Source organism: Alteribacillus sp. YIM 98480 (genome assembly GCF_009765375.1).
In the GTDB taxonomy this organism is placed as follows: Bacteria; Bacillota; Bacilli; order Bacillales; family Marinococcaceae; genus Alteribacillus.
The window spans coordinates 1-16,197 of sequence record NZ_VTOK01000007.1; the positions used below are offsets into that span (position 1 = coordinate 1).

Sequence of the window (16,197 nt, forward strand, 5' to 3'; positions counted from 1 at the left end):
CTACTTTCACTTGGAGTCACTTGACTGATAATGGATACAAAATGAGCGTCTTTTTTTCGAGTAATAGCTGTGACGTTCATATAGGGATTAAACTCTTGAAGATTAACATGTCCATGGGATTCCCCAAAAGGACCTTCTGGCTCCAGAGAATCGGTAGGTATATACCCTTCAATCACAATTTCTGCATCGGCTGGAACTTGCAAGTCCACTGTTTTCGCTTGTACTACTTTTAAAGGTTCCCCTAACAAAGCTCCAGCCACAGAAAACTCGTCGGTATTATATGGCAGCTTTTGTACGGAACAATAAGGAACGGCTGGTGGACCACCGATCACTAATGCTGCTGGCATCGGTTCTCCCATCTCCTTATATTTAAGCCAGTGTTGGTAAATTCCCTGTCCCATTTCAATCGATGGGTTCATGCCAAGACGTCTAGAACTTTTAATTTGGGCGCGATATGTACCCAGATTCTGAATCCCGTTTTCAGGATCTTTCGATACGTACATAGAATTAGTAGTATAAGGAGCATTATCAAAACCTGGTGTGGAAATAGGAACCGGAAGGTGTTCCAATCCTTTTCCATCTTCATCCAGTTCATCCCCTTGGTACACTACCTCTTGACACGGAGCACTATCTACGTTAACAGGGGCAATAGGATTAGATTTAGCTTCTGTCCACTTTTCTCCTATTTTTTCAACAGGAACTCCCATTCCTAAACTGTATACTTCCCGGTTTACAGAGAGACCGCCAACCACAACCGGAATATCATATTTACGGCCGTTACTGTCTACAACATTATGAAAAACAAAAGTTTTTCTTTCAGCTTCTGGAATATTACCACGAAATTGCCATCTTACCAGTGGATGTAATTCTGTATCTTTGTTTATTTCTTTATAGATATGGTGAACAAGCCCTCTCTCTTCAAGTTTTTTCAAATGAGTTTGAAAACTAGTATTGGTTTTTGTTTTTGGCATTTTCGTTTCCTCTCTTAATAAAAAATTTAGCTAAAGGGGATATCTCTAACTCACAATTACAATAAATCTTTTTACAAAGGTATCGATGATATACGCGATTAATCAATTTCTTCCTTAGTAATAGGGGGAAAACAAATATTACATCGTAACCATTAAAATAGTTAATGAAATGGGGGGAGATAGCATGATAACGAGAAACACAACTCGCTGATAAATTGCGTAATGTCATTTTCTCCTATTGCTCTTATTGTTAGGGCAGCTTCATGCAAGTAATTGCTGAAGCCGCTCTAATTTTATAGGGTACTATTCTGTTGAAAATTTGTCCTGCAGCTTTTCGACCATTTCATACGTTTTATCACGTTGTGCTTTAAATTCATCAGGCATTAAGATTTGTTCATTAAACCCAGCTCGTTCTGCTGCTTCGCTGAAAGCTGGATTTTCACTTGCTTCCAACATCGCCTCTGATAAGGTATCGATAACATCATTTGGAGTTTCTGGTGGTGCCCAAAAACCATATAATATTTCAAATCCAAAATCTTCGAAACCACTTTCAACTAGGGTCGGAGCGTCTGGAAAGCTGCTGAGCCTTTCATTAGCTGTTGTAGCAATAACACGAACTAATCCTTCTTCAGCTGCAGATTCAGCGGCTACTTGACTCGCTACACCAAAATCGACATGTTCCCCTGCGACTTGCTGAACAGATTCAGAGCCACCATCGAATGGCACATATTCATGTTTGACACCTATTTCCTCTAGAAAAATACTTCCCAAAGCTGAATTGGTTCCTAAACCTGAGCCTGATGCCTTTAAATTTTGTGATTCCGATGCTTCGATTAGATCATCAATCGTTTCGATTGGTGAATCAGGAGGAACAATTACTACATTGGATGTGTCTCCAAACATGTTAAATACTGGTTCAAAATCTAAGGTATTAAAATCTCCATCTGCGATCAGTTCTCCAATAATCATAGAAGGAATCGGGATGGTTAATAATGTATGTCCATCAGGTTCTTCATTATAAACTTGTCCAGCAGCTATATTACCACCTGCACCCTCTACATTTTCTACTACTACTGGCACCTCTAATACTTCTTCTAAAGGTTCTACAATTGATCGTGCAGACATGTCAGTACTTCCACCAGCAGAATTACCCACGATAATGGTAATTTCTTTTTCAGGAAAACTATCGTTATTCCCTTCCTCTTCTTGTTCCTGTTCTTCTTCATTATTTGCTTCATTTTCATCCTGACTTGATGGTGTTTCTGAACTAGCAGTGTCATCTGTAGTCTGTCCACATGCAGAAAGAAGAATAGATAAAGCTAAAATGATACATAGGCGGAACACGATTTTTAAATGCATGTAAAAAATCATCCTTTCTAATTATTTAGAATAATTAATAAATTTTAAAGATTTATACTTTAATCACCACCTTTAAATAAAGTAAGAGCACTATGTTATGATCACCCCCTTTGACAAAGTATGTATATAAATTGTGTACACTAAAAATATCAGCAGTTTGATAGTTAAGATAATTTTTTTTGAAAGGAAAAACTTTGAACCAATTTCATAAATTTTGATTATAAAAAACGAACATTATATCGATTGTAGCGGAAGGCGGTGACTCCTGTGGGATAAGCTTGAGCTGAAGACCCTACAGGAAGCTTGCTGCCGAGGAGGATGAAATCAAGCCCGGTACAAAGAAGACACTACGATAATGAACCACGTGAGTTGGAGTTAGAGGTTGCGATTGTGCCCCGAGGGTGAAAGCGTCCGCCTGAAGTTAAAATCAAACAATAGCGAAGGGGATTAATATAACGTTCGTTTATAATGATATAGAAATGAATTATGAAATTCATTCACCTTAATTAAAAATTAGGGAACGATATTCTTAGTGAAACGATTAAAGTAAATATCAGTGAAGTGTTAAAATTTTTCGTCAGATATCTGAAATGTTTGTAGAAAAGTAAAAGGTAATCAGTTAAAGCTTTCTAGGCTATGAAAAAGAATATGTGATTTATTGTAAGTCTTCATGTGATGAGCGGATGAAAGAGCACAAACAAGATCTAAAATAGGTCCAGAGTGAATATACTAAGAAGGCGATTCATAGTTGGTTAATCCCTAAGGAGGGATGGCAACCAAGTTGATAATTCAGGAATGTAAACAATTACAAGTAACACAATAATAGAAGCAATAACATAAGGTAGAACTGCTATTGAAAGTTTATATACGGACACTTTAGTTATACTTGAAACAATAAATAGTGATATACCAACAGGAGGAGTTATTAACCCAATTACTAAATTCAAGGTCATAAAAATTCCAAAGTGTATAGGGTCAATTCCGATTTCTAATATAACAGGTAAGAAAACTGGTACTAATATTATAATTGCTGTAACTGCATCCAAAAACAAACCAACAAAAAGCAAAAAGATATTAATTAATAATAAGATCACCCAATGTTCTTCAGAGATGGAGAGTAAAATATCTGCAATTTGTTGTGGTATTCTTTCTCTAGCTAGTACCCAGGAAAAAAGAGAAGCTGTACTCATAATAATCAACAGACTTCCGGTGGTAGTTCCAGTTCTGAACAAGACTGTTAGAAGAGTGGACCATGTTAATTGTTTATATACAAACACCCCTAAGATTAAAGCAATTAAACAACCCACAGCCCCAGCTTCTGTTGGTGTAAAGACTCCTTTTATAATTCCAATTAATATAAACATAGGAATACTTAAGGCAGGCAACACCTTAATAAAGGATCCAGATAAATCATAAAGTTTAGGTCTTGGATGTTTTACAAGAGTTAAATTTTTTCGAGCGGAGATATAGGCAATAACAAAGAAAGCAACAGCTAACATAATTCCAGGTATAATTCCAGCTATAAATAAATCGCCAACAGATGTATTTGCAGACACACCAAAAATGATCAACACCATACTAGGAGGAATGATTGGTCCCATAATGGCAGAAGCAGCTGATAAAGCAGAAGCTTTAGAATTTTCATACCCATCTTTTCTCATTTCAGGAACGATAGATGTACTAGTAATAGCTGCTACCGCATTAACAGAACCTACAATGGAAGACAGGAATGCGCTGACTACAATATTTACATAAGATAAACCGCCAACAAAATGACCAATTAACTTTCGAAAAAAATTAACAATATGCTTTGTGACGCCTCCTGCATTCATTAATTCAGCTACAAGAATGTAAAAAGGGATTGCTAATAAACTAAATTTATTGATACCACCCACTAGTGTCTGTGGGATGTTAATGAGAAAAGAATACTGACCACTAATTAATATATAAGTTAAACCAGATATTCCAAGGACAAAAGCTACCGGCATACCTATCACTATGAGAATTAAAAACACTAGTAAAGTTATTCCTAGCAATCTTTATACCTCCTCACATCTTTTATATTCTTTTGAATGGCTGTCACAATGTGAATGATCATAATTAAGGTGGCAACCGGTATGGCCAGATAAACGTAAGCCATAGAGAATTCAAATGTAGAGGCCGTTTGATTAAGTATTCCTGGTGAAAAAACTGTTTTTGTACCATAATAAGCAACAAAGAGGAGAAAAAATAAAATTGATATGTGTATAAGCAACTTTATTAATTTTTTATTACGAAAATTTAATCTAGAATCTAATAAATCTAAACCAATTAATTCATCATCTCTCAATGCAGTGCTTGCGCCAATGAAAGTTAGCCAGATTAACAAATACCTTCCCACCTCTTCAGACCACACAAATGAAAAACCTAAAAAGCTTCTGCTAATTACTTGCGAAATAATTACTATTGACAACATAGCGGTAAGTGCAATTAAAAGAAGTTTAGAGAATTTATAAATGGCTAGACTTATTTTCTCCAAATGAGTCACCCGCTTTCTTGGTAGGGTACAAGCTATGTATTTCATGAATTTTGTGAACATTGCATATTTATTGATTGAGGTACTAGTAATAAAACGCGCAAGGCAAAGGCATTTGGGATGTAGACTTTTTGCATAAGTAAATAACAAATAGAATACATTCTGTGGCGAAAATAGGAACCCCATTCAAAGTAATAATATGATAGCGGTTACAAAATTTGCTTCAGGATGCCACTCAGATGAAGAAGTATCCTGAAGCGCTAAGCAACAGATATAAATATCAAATACTTCCCAATGATTCTTTATCAACTGAAACCCAAACATGTGGGCGACCGATCAGAATTGGCTTTAGTTAAAATCACTTATTTCATAAATATACTCTATCATTTCTTCAACTATAGGATGTTTTTCGGCGTACTCATCATATATTGGTTCCATTGATTCTCTAAGTTCATCCATGTCCATGCTAGGAGTAAATTCAATTCCCATGTCTTGTAATTCTTCTTTTGCTTTTACTTCTATTTTTTCGGCTTCTTCAAACATAAACCCCTGAGTTTCCTTTGCAGCTTTTTCAATAGCTTTTTGTTGATCTTCAGATAGACTATTAAACTTTTCAAGGCCTAAAGTAATAACTGCCGGCCAAGTATTAACTGGTGTTTCATTAATATAATCTGTACCTTCTCCAAAGTTATCTGTAATATAAGAATCTAAATACATGTCTAATCCATTTAAAGCACCTGTTTGCATAGAAGTATAAACCTCGTCAAATGCCATAGGCGTTGGAGATGCTCCCAAGGCTTCATACATTTCCATCTGGATTCCACCTTCTGAAGCCCGTAATTTTAAGTCCCCTAAATCTTCCGTACTATTAATCGGGCGTTCATTATTACCAATATAGCGAAAGCCAGTTGGAACGATTTCGAACCCTTTTAAATTGTATTCTTCCAACTCTTCTAGTGCATCCTTTGCTAAGTCACTTGTTGCTACCTTTTCTTCAATATTGAAATCTTCTATTAGGAAAGGCATTTGAAGGCCAGTAAGAACAGGGGTGAGGTTTTCAAAATATGCAAGACTTGAATAAACCCCATCAATCGATCCGTTTTGTACACCCTCTAACATTGCCTTTGAACTCCCGAGTTGTCCACCTGGGTAAACTTCAATTTCGACACTTCCGTTCGAATATTCGTCTACCTTTTCTTTAAATTTCAAAGCTGCCGTTTGATATATATTATTTTCAGATACACTATGTCCAAACGATAATACAACTTTGTCATTATCTTGATTTTCTTCATCACTTGGACTAGCCGATTCCGTATTTGTACTATCGTTACCGCAAGCAATAAGAATAACTACCATTGCAATAATAAAATTAAAAATCAATAGCTTTTTCAAAATGTTCCCTCCTAAGTATATAAAAGTATAAAAAAAAGAAAATTCATCCCTCCTAGTAAGCAGTTATAAAATCATAACGTTGAAATATTAATAGTTAGAAAATAAAGAAAATTAAGTTCGATATAGTTAATATCCCCCCTCTAGTATTACTCTCCAACAAAATTGTATTTTTTTTGTATACAAGAAAAATAATATCAATACCTTTATTAAATGTCAATGTAAATATTATTGAATAGTAAAAATTTTGAGAATAATTTAATAAAATAAAAATGTTTCTGTTAACCCTATTTTCGAAGATTCCTCAAAGAAAACAGATAGATTTATTTTAATGTCATAGATAGAACTAAATAGTACTTTCATCAATTTCATAAATGCTATTTTGGTTATCAAAAATGAACATTATATCGCTTGTAGCAGAAGGCGGTGAATCCTGCAGGATAAGCTTGAGCTGAAGACCCCGCAGGCAGATTGGCTTCCGAGGAAGCTGAAGTCAAGCCCGCGGCAAAGAAGACACTACGAGAACGAACAAAGGGAGTTGGAGTAGATGTCGCGCTTGTGCCCCGAGGGTGAAAGCGTCCGCCTGAAGCGAAAATCGAACGATAGAGAGGGTAACGTTCGTTTATATTAAATATATTAAACATAAGTTTCTCTATTTAGAAAAAAATTTATGTTACAAAACGGAAAAGAGTAGAAGACAACTGTAAAAATTTTTCTTGACAAAAACTATTAAGCCCAAATATAATACAAAGTGTATACAATTCAATTAATTAAAAAAATTGCTGAAATTTAAGGAGGAATTATTTATGGCATTTAAAGAAAAAGTAACGGCTTCTGGTCGTACATATTCTATTCAAAGAGAGAATCAACCGACGGTAGTAAATTCATTTGATGGTCCTGAACTTACTAAAATCAATCTTAAAGATCCTGCGCTTAAGCCAACAAATATGTCCGATTCAGATGGAACTCCGATGCCTATTCTTGAAGCTGACGGTTTACGATTTGATCTTTCAAAAAGAACGCAAAAAGCGATGGACTTTTGGCATAGAAGTGGAGATAATGACGAAGTGATTTTATGTGTTGAAGGGCAAATCAAATGGGAGACAGAATTAGGAAATGTAACGTTGAATGCGGGAGAAGTATTAGTTATACCAAGAGGAATTGCACATCGGTCGTTACCTGGAACTCCCCCAGAAGGCGGAAATAACTTAATAGTTGAGCTTAAAGTAAAGAACCCATTAAAAAATGTGTCTGAGGAGAATAAGTAATGCAAGAGGTAGATGTTTTAATAACAAACGCAGAATATGTTATTACAGTTGACAGTGAACGACGTATTTTTCGAGATGGTGCCATAGCAGTAAGCGACAGTAAAATAAAGGATATAGGAAAGACCGCTGAGCTTACAAATAAGTACGTGGGAAAGAAAACGATAGATGCAACTAGAAAAGTAATAGTGCCTGGCTTTATTGATGGGCACATACACTCTGCGTTTCAAATGAGTCGTGGCTTAGCTGATGAAGTTGGTGCGCAAAAGTTTCTTTTTGAGCGCATGTATCCTTATGAAGGCTATTTAGACGAAGAAGATAATTATTGGAGTTCCATGTTATGTTGTTTAGAATTACTCCGTCACGGAGTAACGACTTTTATTGATCCTGGTAATTATCATCCTGCTGCAACTGCACAAGCTGTCTCACAAGTGGGAATGCGAAGTATTATTGGGAAAAGTACTATGGATATAGCAAAATCAGGTTTTGGGTCACTTCCTCCAACATTTAATGAAACGATGGAAGAAGGTTTAGAACGCAGCGAAGAGGTAATTAAGAAATTTCACGGTTCTGAAGGAGGGCGTATTCGAGCTTCGCTTTGTTTCCGAGGTGTAAATAACTGTACAGATCAACTTATTCGTAGAATGAAAGAAATGGCTGATCATTATGAAATTAGCATGCAGGCTCATGCTTGTTTCGCAAAAGAAACACGGGATGCATCAGTGGCTGCCCATAATGCTCCTGAAGTAGAAAGGTTACACAATTTAGGTGTTCTAGACTCTAACATGCTTCTTATCCATATGGGATGGGCAACTCCTAAAGAAATACTCCTATTAGGAGATAATGATGTAAAAATCACTGCTGCTCCAAGTTCAAGTCTCCATAATGCCTACGGAAATATTGGGATGGGAAGCGTCCCTGAATTACTTGAGATGGGGTTAGCAGTCGGCATTGGATCTGATCATTCATCTTCAGGTATTGTAGATATTTGTCAAGAAATGTTGCTGCTAGCTGGTGGTTATAAAGAAGCTCGTATTGATCCAAAGATTATGCCTCCTGAAACTGTATTAGAAATGGCAACAATTAACGGAGCTCGTTGTGCTCTTTGGGAAGATGAAATTGGTTCTCTAGAAGTAGGAAAAGAAGCAGACATGGTAATGTTTAATACAGAGACCCCAGAATGGCAGCCATTATATAATCCTGTTTCTAACCTAGTATACAGTGCACATGGCGGAACGGTTGATACTGTTTTAATTGGTGGCAAAACGGTTGTGCAAGCTGGTGAAGTTCTTACATTAGATGATAATGATATTTACAAACATGTTCGTCAAATACAACCTAAAATTCTTGAAAAGACGGGGTTAGAGGAGATCATGCAAACGACATGGCCAATATATTAGGGAAATGGAATGGGAATGAGGTGAAAAAATGGAAATTACAGAAAATATTTACAAGGTCGTTGTTCCAGTTCCATATAAGCTAAAAAACGTTAACTGTTATCTTTGCTCAACAGAGGAAGGATGGAAGTTGATTGACACTGGTTGCAACACCCAAGAAACAAAAGAATTTTGGAAACAAACTTTTTCAGATTATGGTATTGAGAAAAATCAGTTAACCGATATTTATGTTACACATTACCACCCTGATCATTTAGGATTGGCTGGTTGGTTACAAGAAGAATATGGCTCTCGTGTTCATATGTACAGTGCTGATAAAGAGTGGGCAGAGATACAATGGCATCACGAAATGAAGCAGGCGTATTATGTAGAGGATCTTTTTATCCGAAATGGTTGTCCGGAGGGAATTGCTGGTCAGATAAGAGATCAATTTATAGATCAGAGAAATGACGTTACTCCACTTCCTAAAGAGGTTTGTGAATTTAGTATTGGCGATAGAGCTATTTTGGGTCCAGCAGAATATGAAATAATAGCAGTGCCAGGGCATGCAGATACAATGATTGCATTTTGGAATGAGAAGGACAAAGTGTTTATTTCTGCAGATAGTATTTTGCCGCATATTACACCAAATGTTGGATTGTGGCCTCGAATGGATTCTAATCCGATGAAAAAGTTTCTTGAAACATTGGAAAAAATTGCTTATTTAAATCCGAAAATAACTATGCCAGGGCACGGTAAAATTATGGAAAATAATACAGCAGATAGGGCGAAATTTATTATCTCGCATCATCATGAACGACTTGGAGAAATGAGAAAATTGATAAACTCTGGTATTGACAGTGGATATGATATAGCTAAGAAATATTTTCAATTAACTGAACTAGATGCACACCAAGTTAGGTTTGCTTTGTCAGAGACATTAGCTCATGTTGAGTATCTAGTAGAAGCAGGTGAAGTTACTAAAGTTGATGGAGATAAGGTTTTATACAAACCAGTTAGTACCTTAAAAGGTGGCGAGTGTAGATGAGTATAGATATCCAATCTAAGCCTACGGAAACACCGTCAAAAGACAAAAAATGGGTAGGCAGTAAGCTGAACCGCCTGGAAGATAAACGGTTGATTAGGGGAAAGGGTAACTATATGGAAGATTTGAAACCGCTTCCTAATATCCACCATGCGGCCATTTTACGTAGTCCGCATGGCCATGCCCGTATTAAGAAGATTGATTATACCAAAGCAATTGACATTCCCGGGGTTAGATCCGTACTCGTTGGTGATGATATCAGGGATTGGGTGAAGCCATTTCCTGTTGTGGCTGATAATCCTGGGAAATACTTTCCTATGGCGATTGATAAAGTGCGCTATGTTGGAGAACCAGTAGCGGTAGTTATAGCAGAGAACCAGTACGTAGCCGAAGATGCGTTAGATTTGATAAATGTAGAATATGAAGCATTATCTGCAACCGTTAATATTGAAGAAGCAATTTCTGAAGAAGCTCCTCTCCTTCATGAAGAAGAAGGTACTAATGTTGCTATTCAACGTAATACAAAATTTGGAAACGTGGACGAGGCTTTTGAAGAGGCTGACACTGTCGTTAAAGAAAGGGTCGTGTTTAATAGATTTACTTGTATGCCTCTTGAAACTTACGGCGTTATTGGTCATTGGGATTCTAGCAATCACGCAGCAAATATATGGTGTAACTTTCAAGGCCCATTTTCTATGCACGCTGTAATGGCAAAAGCACTTGGGGTTGTTCCAAATAAATTACGTATTATGGTCCCTTCAGATGTAGGGGGAGGATTTGGAATAAAAATTACGATTTATCCATATTCATGTCTAATTACCCTGGCGAGCCGCAAAGCAGGTGTGCCTGTCAAGTGGATTGAGGATCGAAGAGAAAATTTAATTGGAAGTTCCAGTGGTACTGACAGAGTCACGTATATGGAAATGGCTGCAAAAAAAGATGGGACAATAACAGGTGTTCGATATAAAATCATGGATAGTGTAGGGGCATATATTCGTCCCCCAGAACCAGGAACTATATTCAGACCGTATGGTAACTATTCAGGTCCTTATAAATTTAGAAACGTAGAGCTGGATTTAACGGCAGTTATGACAAATAAAGTGCCAACAGGGCCAAATAGAGGTTATAGTTGTGGGCAATTATACCATGCTTTAGAGAGAACGGTTGATAAGCTAGCCCATACTTTGAATATAGATCCAGTTGACCTTAGAAGAAAAAATATATTGGAACCATCTCAGTTTCCTTATACCACCCCGACTGGTGGATACTATGATGTAGGTGATTATCCAGCTGTCTTAAATAAATTACTTAAATCAGCAGACTACAAACAATTACTAAAAAAACAAGAGGAAATGCGTAAACAAGGAAGGCATGTAGGTATTGGAATCAGTTTAGCTGTAGATCCAGCTGCTTCAAATATGGGTTATATGGATGTTGGAACTCCAAAAGATCATAGTAATAAAGAACGACCAAAATCAGGATCAAGTGAAGCTGCTACAATTACTATAGATTATGGCGGGGGTATTACCGTCACATTAAACACTGCTCCACAAGGACAAGGTCATGAAACCGTAGCTGCACAGATTGTCGCTGACCAATTCGGTTGTTCACCATATGATATTTTGGTAACTACAGGTTCAGATACAGGGACAAGAGCCTGGACAATTGCCTCAGGAGCTTATTCTAGCAGATTTTCTGGAACGGCAGCTAATGCTATCCTAATGGCTTGCGAAGGACTAATAGTAAAAATGAAAAAAGTAGCCAGCCACTTAATGGAATGTTCTACTGAGAATTTGGATGTAATTGATGGGAAAGTTGTGCATAAAGAGGATGCTCAGCTCTCTATGTCTTTGAAAAAATTGGCGGGCATAATTCACTGGAACCCTACCATTTTACCAGACGAAATTTCAAATGGGCTTACTCATACTTCTTATTTTAGCCTTGATAGTGTAAAACCAGTCGATGAAAATGGCCGTGTCAATTCTTCTGGTTTGTATAGCTTTGCTGTTGATTTAGCCCTAGTGGAAATTGATAAAAAAACTTTTGAGTTAAACATCTTAAAATACTATATGGCTCATGACATAGGAAAATCTCTAAACCCGCAGATTGTGGAAGGACAACTATATGGTGGAATGCTGCATGGCTTAGCAAATACTCTTTATGAAGAAATGGTATATGATAAGAATGGACAAATATTAACAGGTACTTTAATGGATTATACTTGTCCAACTAGTGCCGAATCCATTGATCTTGAAATTGACCATTTAGAAACTCCTTCTACATTAACACCACTTGGTGCAAGAGGAACTGGGGAAGTAGCTACGATGACAGTTCCGGCAGCTTTAACCAATGCAGTTAACGATGCTCTTAAACCATACAATGTAGTTATAAATGATTTGCCTATTACCCCTTCTAAACTATTTTCTATTTTGAAGGAGGCAGAAAAATGAAGCCCTCGTCTTTCGAAATGTATACACCTAATAATATAGAAGATGCACTCAGTCTATTAGACAAGCATGGGGATGAAGCTAAAATTATTACGGGTGGGCAAAGTTTAGTCCCGACGATTAACATGAGGCTAGCTACTCCAAAATCTTTAATTGATCTCAATCGAATTGATGGTCTGAGATATATTAAAAAAGAAGACAACAAAATTTTAATCGGTGGGGTTACTCGTCATCATGATCTAGAAACATCTTCATTAATCAAGGAGCATTGTCCTTTGTTGGGTCTTGCAGCTGGGTGCATTGGACATTTAGCTATCCGTTATAGGGGAACCATTGGTGGAAGCCTTGCACATGCTGACCCTGCAGCAACCCTTCCTGTAGCCTTATTAACCCTTGATGGCAAGGTAAAAACTACTAGTGTAAATGGGGTTCGTGAATTTGATGCTGAGGAATTTTTCTATGGTATTTTCACAACTGCTATGGAAGAAAATGAAATCCTTACAGAAGTAGAGATCCCTATTGTGCCTAAAGAAGCGGGATATAGCTTCTCGACACTTACAAGAATCCATGGCGATTTTCCACTTCTTGCTGTAGGGGTCCTAATGGAAGTTGAGGAAGAAAAGATTGTAAAAGCTAGATTGACTGTAGGTGGAATAAATCCATTAACTGAACGAATTGTAGATGTTGAAGAAATGTTAATAGGTAAAAAGCCTAGCGATGAACTTTTTTATGAAGCAGCCCAAAGTTCAAAAGATTTTATGGAACCAGAAAGTGACATCAGTGCATCTGCAGAGTATAGATTGCATATGGTAGGTGTTTACGTAGAAGAAGCATTAAAAAATGCTTGGCAGAACATTGGAAAGGTGGGAAATTAAAATGCAGGAAAATACCCACACGATGAATATAACTGTGAACGGGGTGAATTATGAAAAAGAAGTACCTGTTCGAAAATTATTAAGTGACTTTTTGCGAGAAGATTTGGGGTTAACGGGGACTCACGTTGGTTGTGAGCATGGAGTGTGTGGTGCCTGTACATTATTTGTTAATGGTGAAGCGATTCGAAGTTGCTTGATGTTTGCTATTCAAGCTGATGGAGCTGATGTTACTACCATAGAGGGGTTAGAGAGAAACGGTGAATTACATCCTATGCAAGAGTCGTTTTCTGAGTGTCATGGTCTGCAATGTGGCTTTTGCACCCCTGGCATGATGATGGCAGCCATTGATTTCTTAAAACATAATCCAAATCCAACTGAACAAGAAGTAAAGGAAGGAATGTCCGGAAACATTTGTCGATGTACAGGATATAAAGGTATTGTAGATTCAGTACTAAAGGCTGCACCATTAATTTCTAAGTTAGAAACAAAATCAAAAGTATTTTAGTAGGAATCGGTAGTTTAAAACAATGTATGCTATTGAGGGGATATTAGGTAGGGCTTCAATAGTTAAAAATAGGAAAACTAGTTCACTCAACTTGGTTTACTATAAGTTAATTGTGAGAGGTGCTATTATGGAGGTTTCTGGTAAGTATAACTTTAATGCTACTCCTGAACAGGTTTGGGAGAAGATAATGGATCCAGACAGTTTGTCAAAAACGATACCTGGATGTGAAAAACTTGAAGAGATAGATACAGATACTTATATTGCCCATGTAAAACTAGGTGTTGCAGCTATCAAAGGGAAATACGAGGGCAAAGTACAAATATTAGATAAACAAAAGCCAGAACATTATCAATTAAATATTGAAGGAGAAGGAAGCCCGGGTTGGGTTAAGGGCCAAATGGTAGTAGATCTAGTACCCAATAATGATAAAACTACTTTGAATTATAAGGTAACTGCTGATGTAGGTGGTGTTATAGCTTCTGTAGGGAGTAGGCTATTAACAGGTGTATCTAAAATGTTAATAGGAGATATGTTTAAAAAATTAAATAACATGTTGAAAGAAGAAGAAAGTGTTAATAGTCAATGATAGTTTAATTATTAGTAAATATGATTTATTATCTTAACAATTGTTTGAATAGAATGACAGAATGAAAAAGAGGCTCCTATAGTTTGCTATTTATAAATATATGCAAGACGGTGCCTCTTTTATATGGTTTATTGTAAGCGTTTCCTCATTATAATCTCCATCAATCTATTTAAAGAAAGGAGAGAATTATGACTACATTACCAAATCGAAATGCTTTAGAAAATAGATATTCAGACGATTGGAGACAGTGGAGCGACCCTGATGTACCGGAATACTTTAACCCTATGCAGCCACTCTTTTTAAAACACGCTAAAACTTCGACTTGGTCAAAAACTGCTTTGTTAGAAGATGGGAAGTTTTACAGCTACGCTCAATTATATGAAAAAGTATGCCAAACCGCAGAAGGGCTTATCTCCGTTGGATTGGAAACAGAAGATCGACTGCTGCTTTTCGGATCTGATAGTTTAGAATACCTTAGTACTTGGCTAGGATCTGTAGCTGCTGGGATTATACCAGCTGTAGTATCAGATTTATATAAATCAAATAATTTACTTTATTTTCTAAGAGATACATCTGCTAAGGCATTGTTTATTAACGAGGAACAGCTTTCTAAACTAATGGAGGTTCAATCACAACTACCAGAGACCTTAAAATATGTTATCGTAGATTCTAAAAATAGCAATTTAAAAGACGTTTCTTTAGGTGCTTCGATACGTATTTTCACTTATAAAGAATTAATAAAAAATGAAGTTGTTACTTTTGAACCTATTAAACGCCATCGGAATGATATGGCATATATGTTTTATTCAGGAGGGACGACAGGAAAAGCTAAAGGTATCGTCCATTTGATGCACGACTTTTATTTAGTGCCGGAACGACAGGGTGCTTTTTGGGATTATACAGAAAACGATATATGTTTAGCTACTTCAAAAAAGTATTTTACTCACGGCCTGTGGCCTGGAGTTTTAATGCCATTATATTTTGGCGGAATATCGGTAATAACCCTTCAGCCAATGAGCATTGAACAACTTATTAAACTTATTAACAGGGATAAACCAACAACATTAATTACGGTTCCAACCATTATAAAAAATTTACTACAATACTGTAAGGAAACTGGAGAATACCCTGACTTTAGTTCATTAAGAATGGTAGTAACTGCTTCTGAGAAAATTCCACTGCAACTGTTTGATGAATTCTATGATGTGTTTGGTTTAGAATTATTGGATTCTATTGGAAGTTCTGAAATTACTTATGAATGGATCGCAAATAGACCAAAAGATTTTAAAAGAGGCAGTTTAGGTAAGCCGGTTTTTGGTATTGAAGTAAAACTTATCGATGAGGAAGGACATGAAGTTACCGAGGCAGATGTCCCAGGTGAAGCGTGGGTGAAAAGTGAAACAACAAGCCTATTCTATTGGCGTAAGTTTACTCAAACGAAAGAAACTTTTATTGGAGAATGGACACGCACAAACGACATACTACACTTTGATAGTGATGGTTATTATTGGTACAACTCACGTAGCGATGACCAATTTAAAGTAAAAGGGCTATGGGTCTCACCAATTGAGATTGAAGCCGAGATTATGAATGTTTCTTCCGTTTTGGAGACAGCAGTTGTACCTTTTAAGACGGAAGAGGGCATGATTGAAATTAAAGCTTGTGTAGTACTAAGACCTGGATATGTACCTAGTGAAGAACTTACAAATGAAATTAAACAAAGTGTTCGAAAAATCGGGGGTTATAAAGTTCCTAATATTGTTAAATACATGGATTCTCTTCCTCGAACGACTTTATCAAAAATTGATAGAAAGTCGTTAAGAAATATAAACATTAAATAAGCATTTATTTAAGCACTAGCATA

Annotated in this window: 13 protein-coding genes; 8 read left to right on the forward strand and 5 right to left on the reverse strand. The window is 36.6% G+C overall.

Annotated features, from left to right (window positions below):
• The 5 genes from FZF09_RS10110 to FZF09_RS10130 all read right to left on the reverse strand — a co-directional run.
• A partial coding sequence (locus FZF09_RS10110) for a UbiD family decarboxylase (protein WP_199256774.1) occupies window positions 1-971 on the reverse strand: 971 nt, incomplete at its 3' end.
• Window positions 972-1,274: 303 nt separating this feature from the next.
• Window positions 1,275-2,330 (reverse strand): Bug family tripartite tricarboxylate transporter substrate binding protein, encoded by a 1,056-nt coding sequence (locus FZF09_RS10115; protein ID WP_158736485.1) that lies wholly within the window; start codon window positions 2,328-2,330, stop codon window positions 1,275-1,277.
• 752 nt (window positions 2,331-3,082) lie between these two features.
• Window positions 3,083-4,366 (reverse strand): TRAP transporter large permease, encoded by a 1,284-nt coding sequence (locus tag FZF09_RS10120; RefSeq protein ID WP_233269471.1) that lies wholly within the window; start codon window positions 4,364-4,366, stop codon window positions 3,083-3,085.
• Window positions 4,360-4,848: a TRAP transporter small permease gene (locus FZF09_RS10125; RefSeq protein WP_158736486.1), complete on the reverse strand. Its 489-nt coding sequence runs from the start codon at window positions 4,846-4,848 to the stop codon at window positions 4,360-4,362. Before FZF09_RS10125 ends, FZF09_RS10120 begins: the two co-directional genes overlap by 7 nt.
• A 345-nt stretch (window positions 4,849-5,193) precedes the next feature.
• On the reverse strand, window positions 5,194-6,237 hold the full coding sequence (locus FZF09_RS10130) for a TRAP transporter substrate-binding protein (RefSeq protein WP_158736487.1): 1,044 nt from the start codon (window positions 6,235-6,237) through the stop codon (window positions 5,194-5,196).
• Window positions 6,238-7,040: 803 nt separating this feature from the next.
• Between FZF09_RS10130 and FZF09_RS10135 the strand changes: the two genes are divergently transcribed.
• From FZF09_RS10135 to FZF09_RS10170, 8 genes are all read left to right on the forward strand, one after another.
• Window positions 7,041-7,502, forward strand: coding sequence for a homogentisate 1,2-dioxygenase (locus FZF09_RS10135; protein ID WP_158736488.1), 462 nt, complete (start codon window positions 7,041-7,043; stop codon window positions 7,500-7,502).
• Entirely contained in the window at window positions 7,502-8,899 is a 1,398-nt protein-coding gene (locus FZF09_RS10140) for an amidohydrolase family protein (RefSeq protein WP_158736489.1), read from the forward strand. The genes FZF09_RS10135 and FZF09_RS10140 overlap by 1 nt, the downstream gene beginning before the upstream one ends.
• Before the next feature lie 28 nt (window positions 8,900-8,927).
• Window positions 8,928-9,923: an MBL fold metallo-hydrolase gene (locus FZF09_RS10145; protein WP_158736490.1), complete on the forward strand. Its 996-nt coding sequence runs from the start codon at window positions 8,928-8,930 to the stop codon at window positions 9,921-9,923.
• The gene (locus FZF09_RS10150; RefSeq protein ID WP_158736491.1) at window positions 9,920-12,370 is read left to right on the forward strand and encodes a xanthine dehydrogenase family protein molybdopterin-binding subunit; all 2,451 of its coding nucleotides are present in this window, start codon (window positions 9,920-9,922) and stop codon (window positions 12,368-12,370) included. The genes FZF09_RS10145 and FZF09_RS10150 overlap by 4 nt, the downstream gene beginning before the upstream one ends.
• The gene (locus tag FZF09_RS10155) at window positions 12,367-13,242 is read left to right on the forward strand and encodes an FAD binding domain-containing protein (RefSeq protein WP_158736492.1); all 876 of its coding nucleotides are present in this window, start codon (window positions 12,367-12,369) and stop codon (window positions 13,240-13,242) included. Before FZF09_RS10150 ends, FZF09_RS10155 begins: the two co-directional genes overlap by 4 nt.
• Window position 13,243: 1 nt before the next feature.
• Window positions 13,244-13,747: a (2Fe-2S)-binding protein gene (locus tag FZF09_RS10160; protein WP_158736493.1), complete on the forward strand. Its 504-nt coding sequence runs from the start codon at window positions 13,244-13,246 to the stop codon at window positions 13,745-13,747.
• Between the two features lie 22 nt (window positions 13,748-13,769).
• Window positions 13,770-14,333, forward strand: a complete 564-nt coding sequence (locus FZF09_RS10165; protein ID WP_158736494.1) for an SRPBCC family protein — start codon at window positions 13,770-13,772, stop codon at window positions 14,331-14,333.
• Window positions 14,334-14,521: 188 nt separating this feature from the next.
• A complete protein-coding gene (locus FZF09_RS10170; protein WP_158736495.1) occupies window positions 14,522-16,174 on the forward strand; it encodes an AMP-binding protein in 1,653 nt (550 codons plus the stop codon).
• Window positions 16,175-16,197 lie beyond the last annotated feature (23 nt).

What these genes read in the sequence shown, in the direction of transcription:
- FZF09_RS10115 (WP_158736485.1), bottom strand. Translation starts at nt 2,330, where the DNA reads ATGCATTTAAAAATCGTGTTCCGCCTATGTATCATTTTAGCTTTATCT.
- FZF09_RS10135 (WP_158736488.1), top strand. Translation starts at nt 7,041, where the DNA reads ATGGCATTTAAAGAAAAAGTAACGGCTTCTGGTCGTACATATTCTATT.
- FZF09_RS10140 (WP_158736489.1), top strand. Translation starts at nt 7,502, where the DNA reads ATGCAAGAGGTAGATGTTTTAATAACAAACGCAGAATATGTTATTACA.
- FZF09_RS10145 (WP_158736490.1), top strand. Translation starts at nt 8,928, where the DNA reads ATGGAAATTACAGAAAATATTTACAAGGTCGTTGTTCCAGTTCCATAT.
- FZF09_RS10150 (WP_158736491.1), top strand. Translation starts at nt 9,920, where the DNA reads ATGAGTATAGATATCCAATCTAAGCCTACGGAAACACCGTCAAAAGAC.
- FZF09_RS10155 (WP_158736492.1), top strand. Translation starts at nt 12,367, where the DNA reads ATGAAGCCCTCGTCTTTCGAAATGTATACACCTAATAATATAGAAGAT.
- FZF09_RS10160 (WP_158736493.1), top strand. Translation starts at nt 13,244, where the DNA reads ATGCAGGAAAATACCCACACGATGAATATAACTGTGAACGGGGTGAAT.
- FZF09_RS10165 (WP_158736494.1), top strand. Translation starts at nt 13,770, where the DNA reads ATGTATGCTATTGAGGGGATATTAGGTAGGGCTTCAATAGTTAAAAAT.
- FZF09_RS10170 (WP_158736495.1), top strand. Translation starts at nt 14,522, where the DNA reads ATGACTACATTACCAAATCGAAATGCTTTAGAAAATAGATATTCAGAC.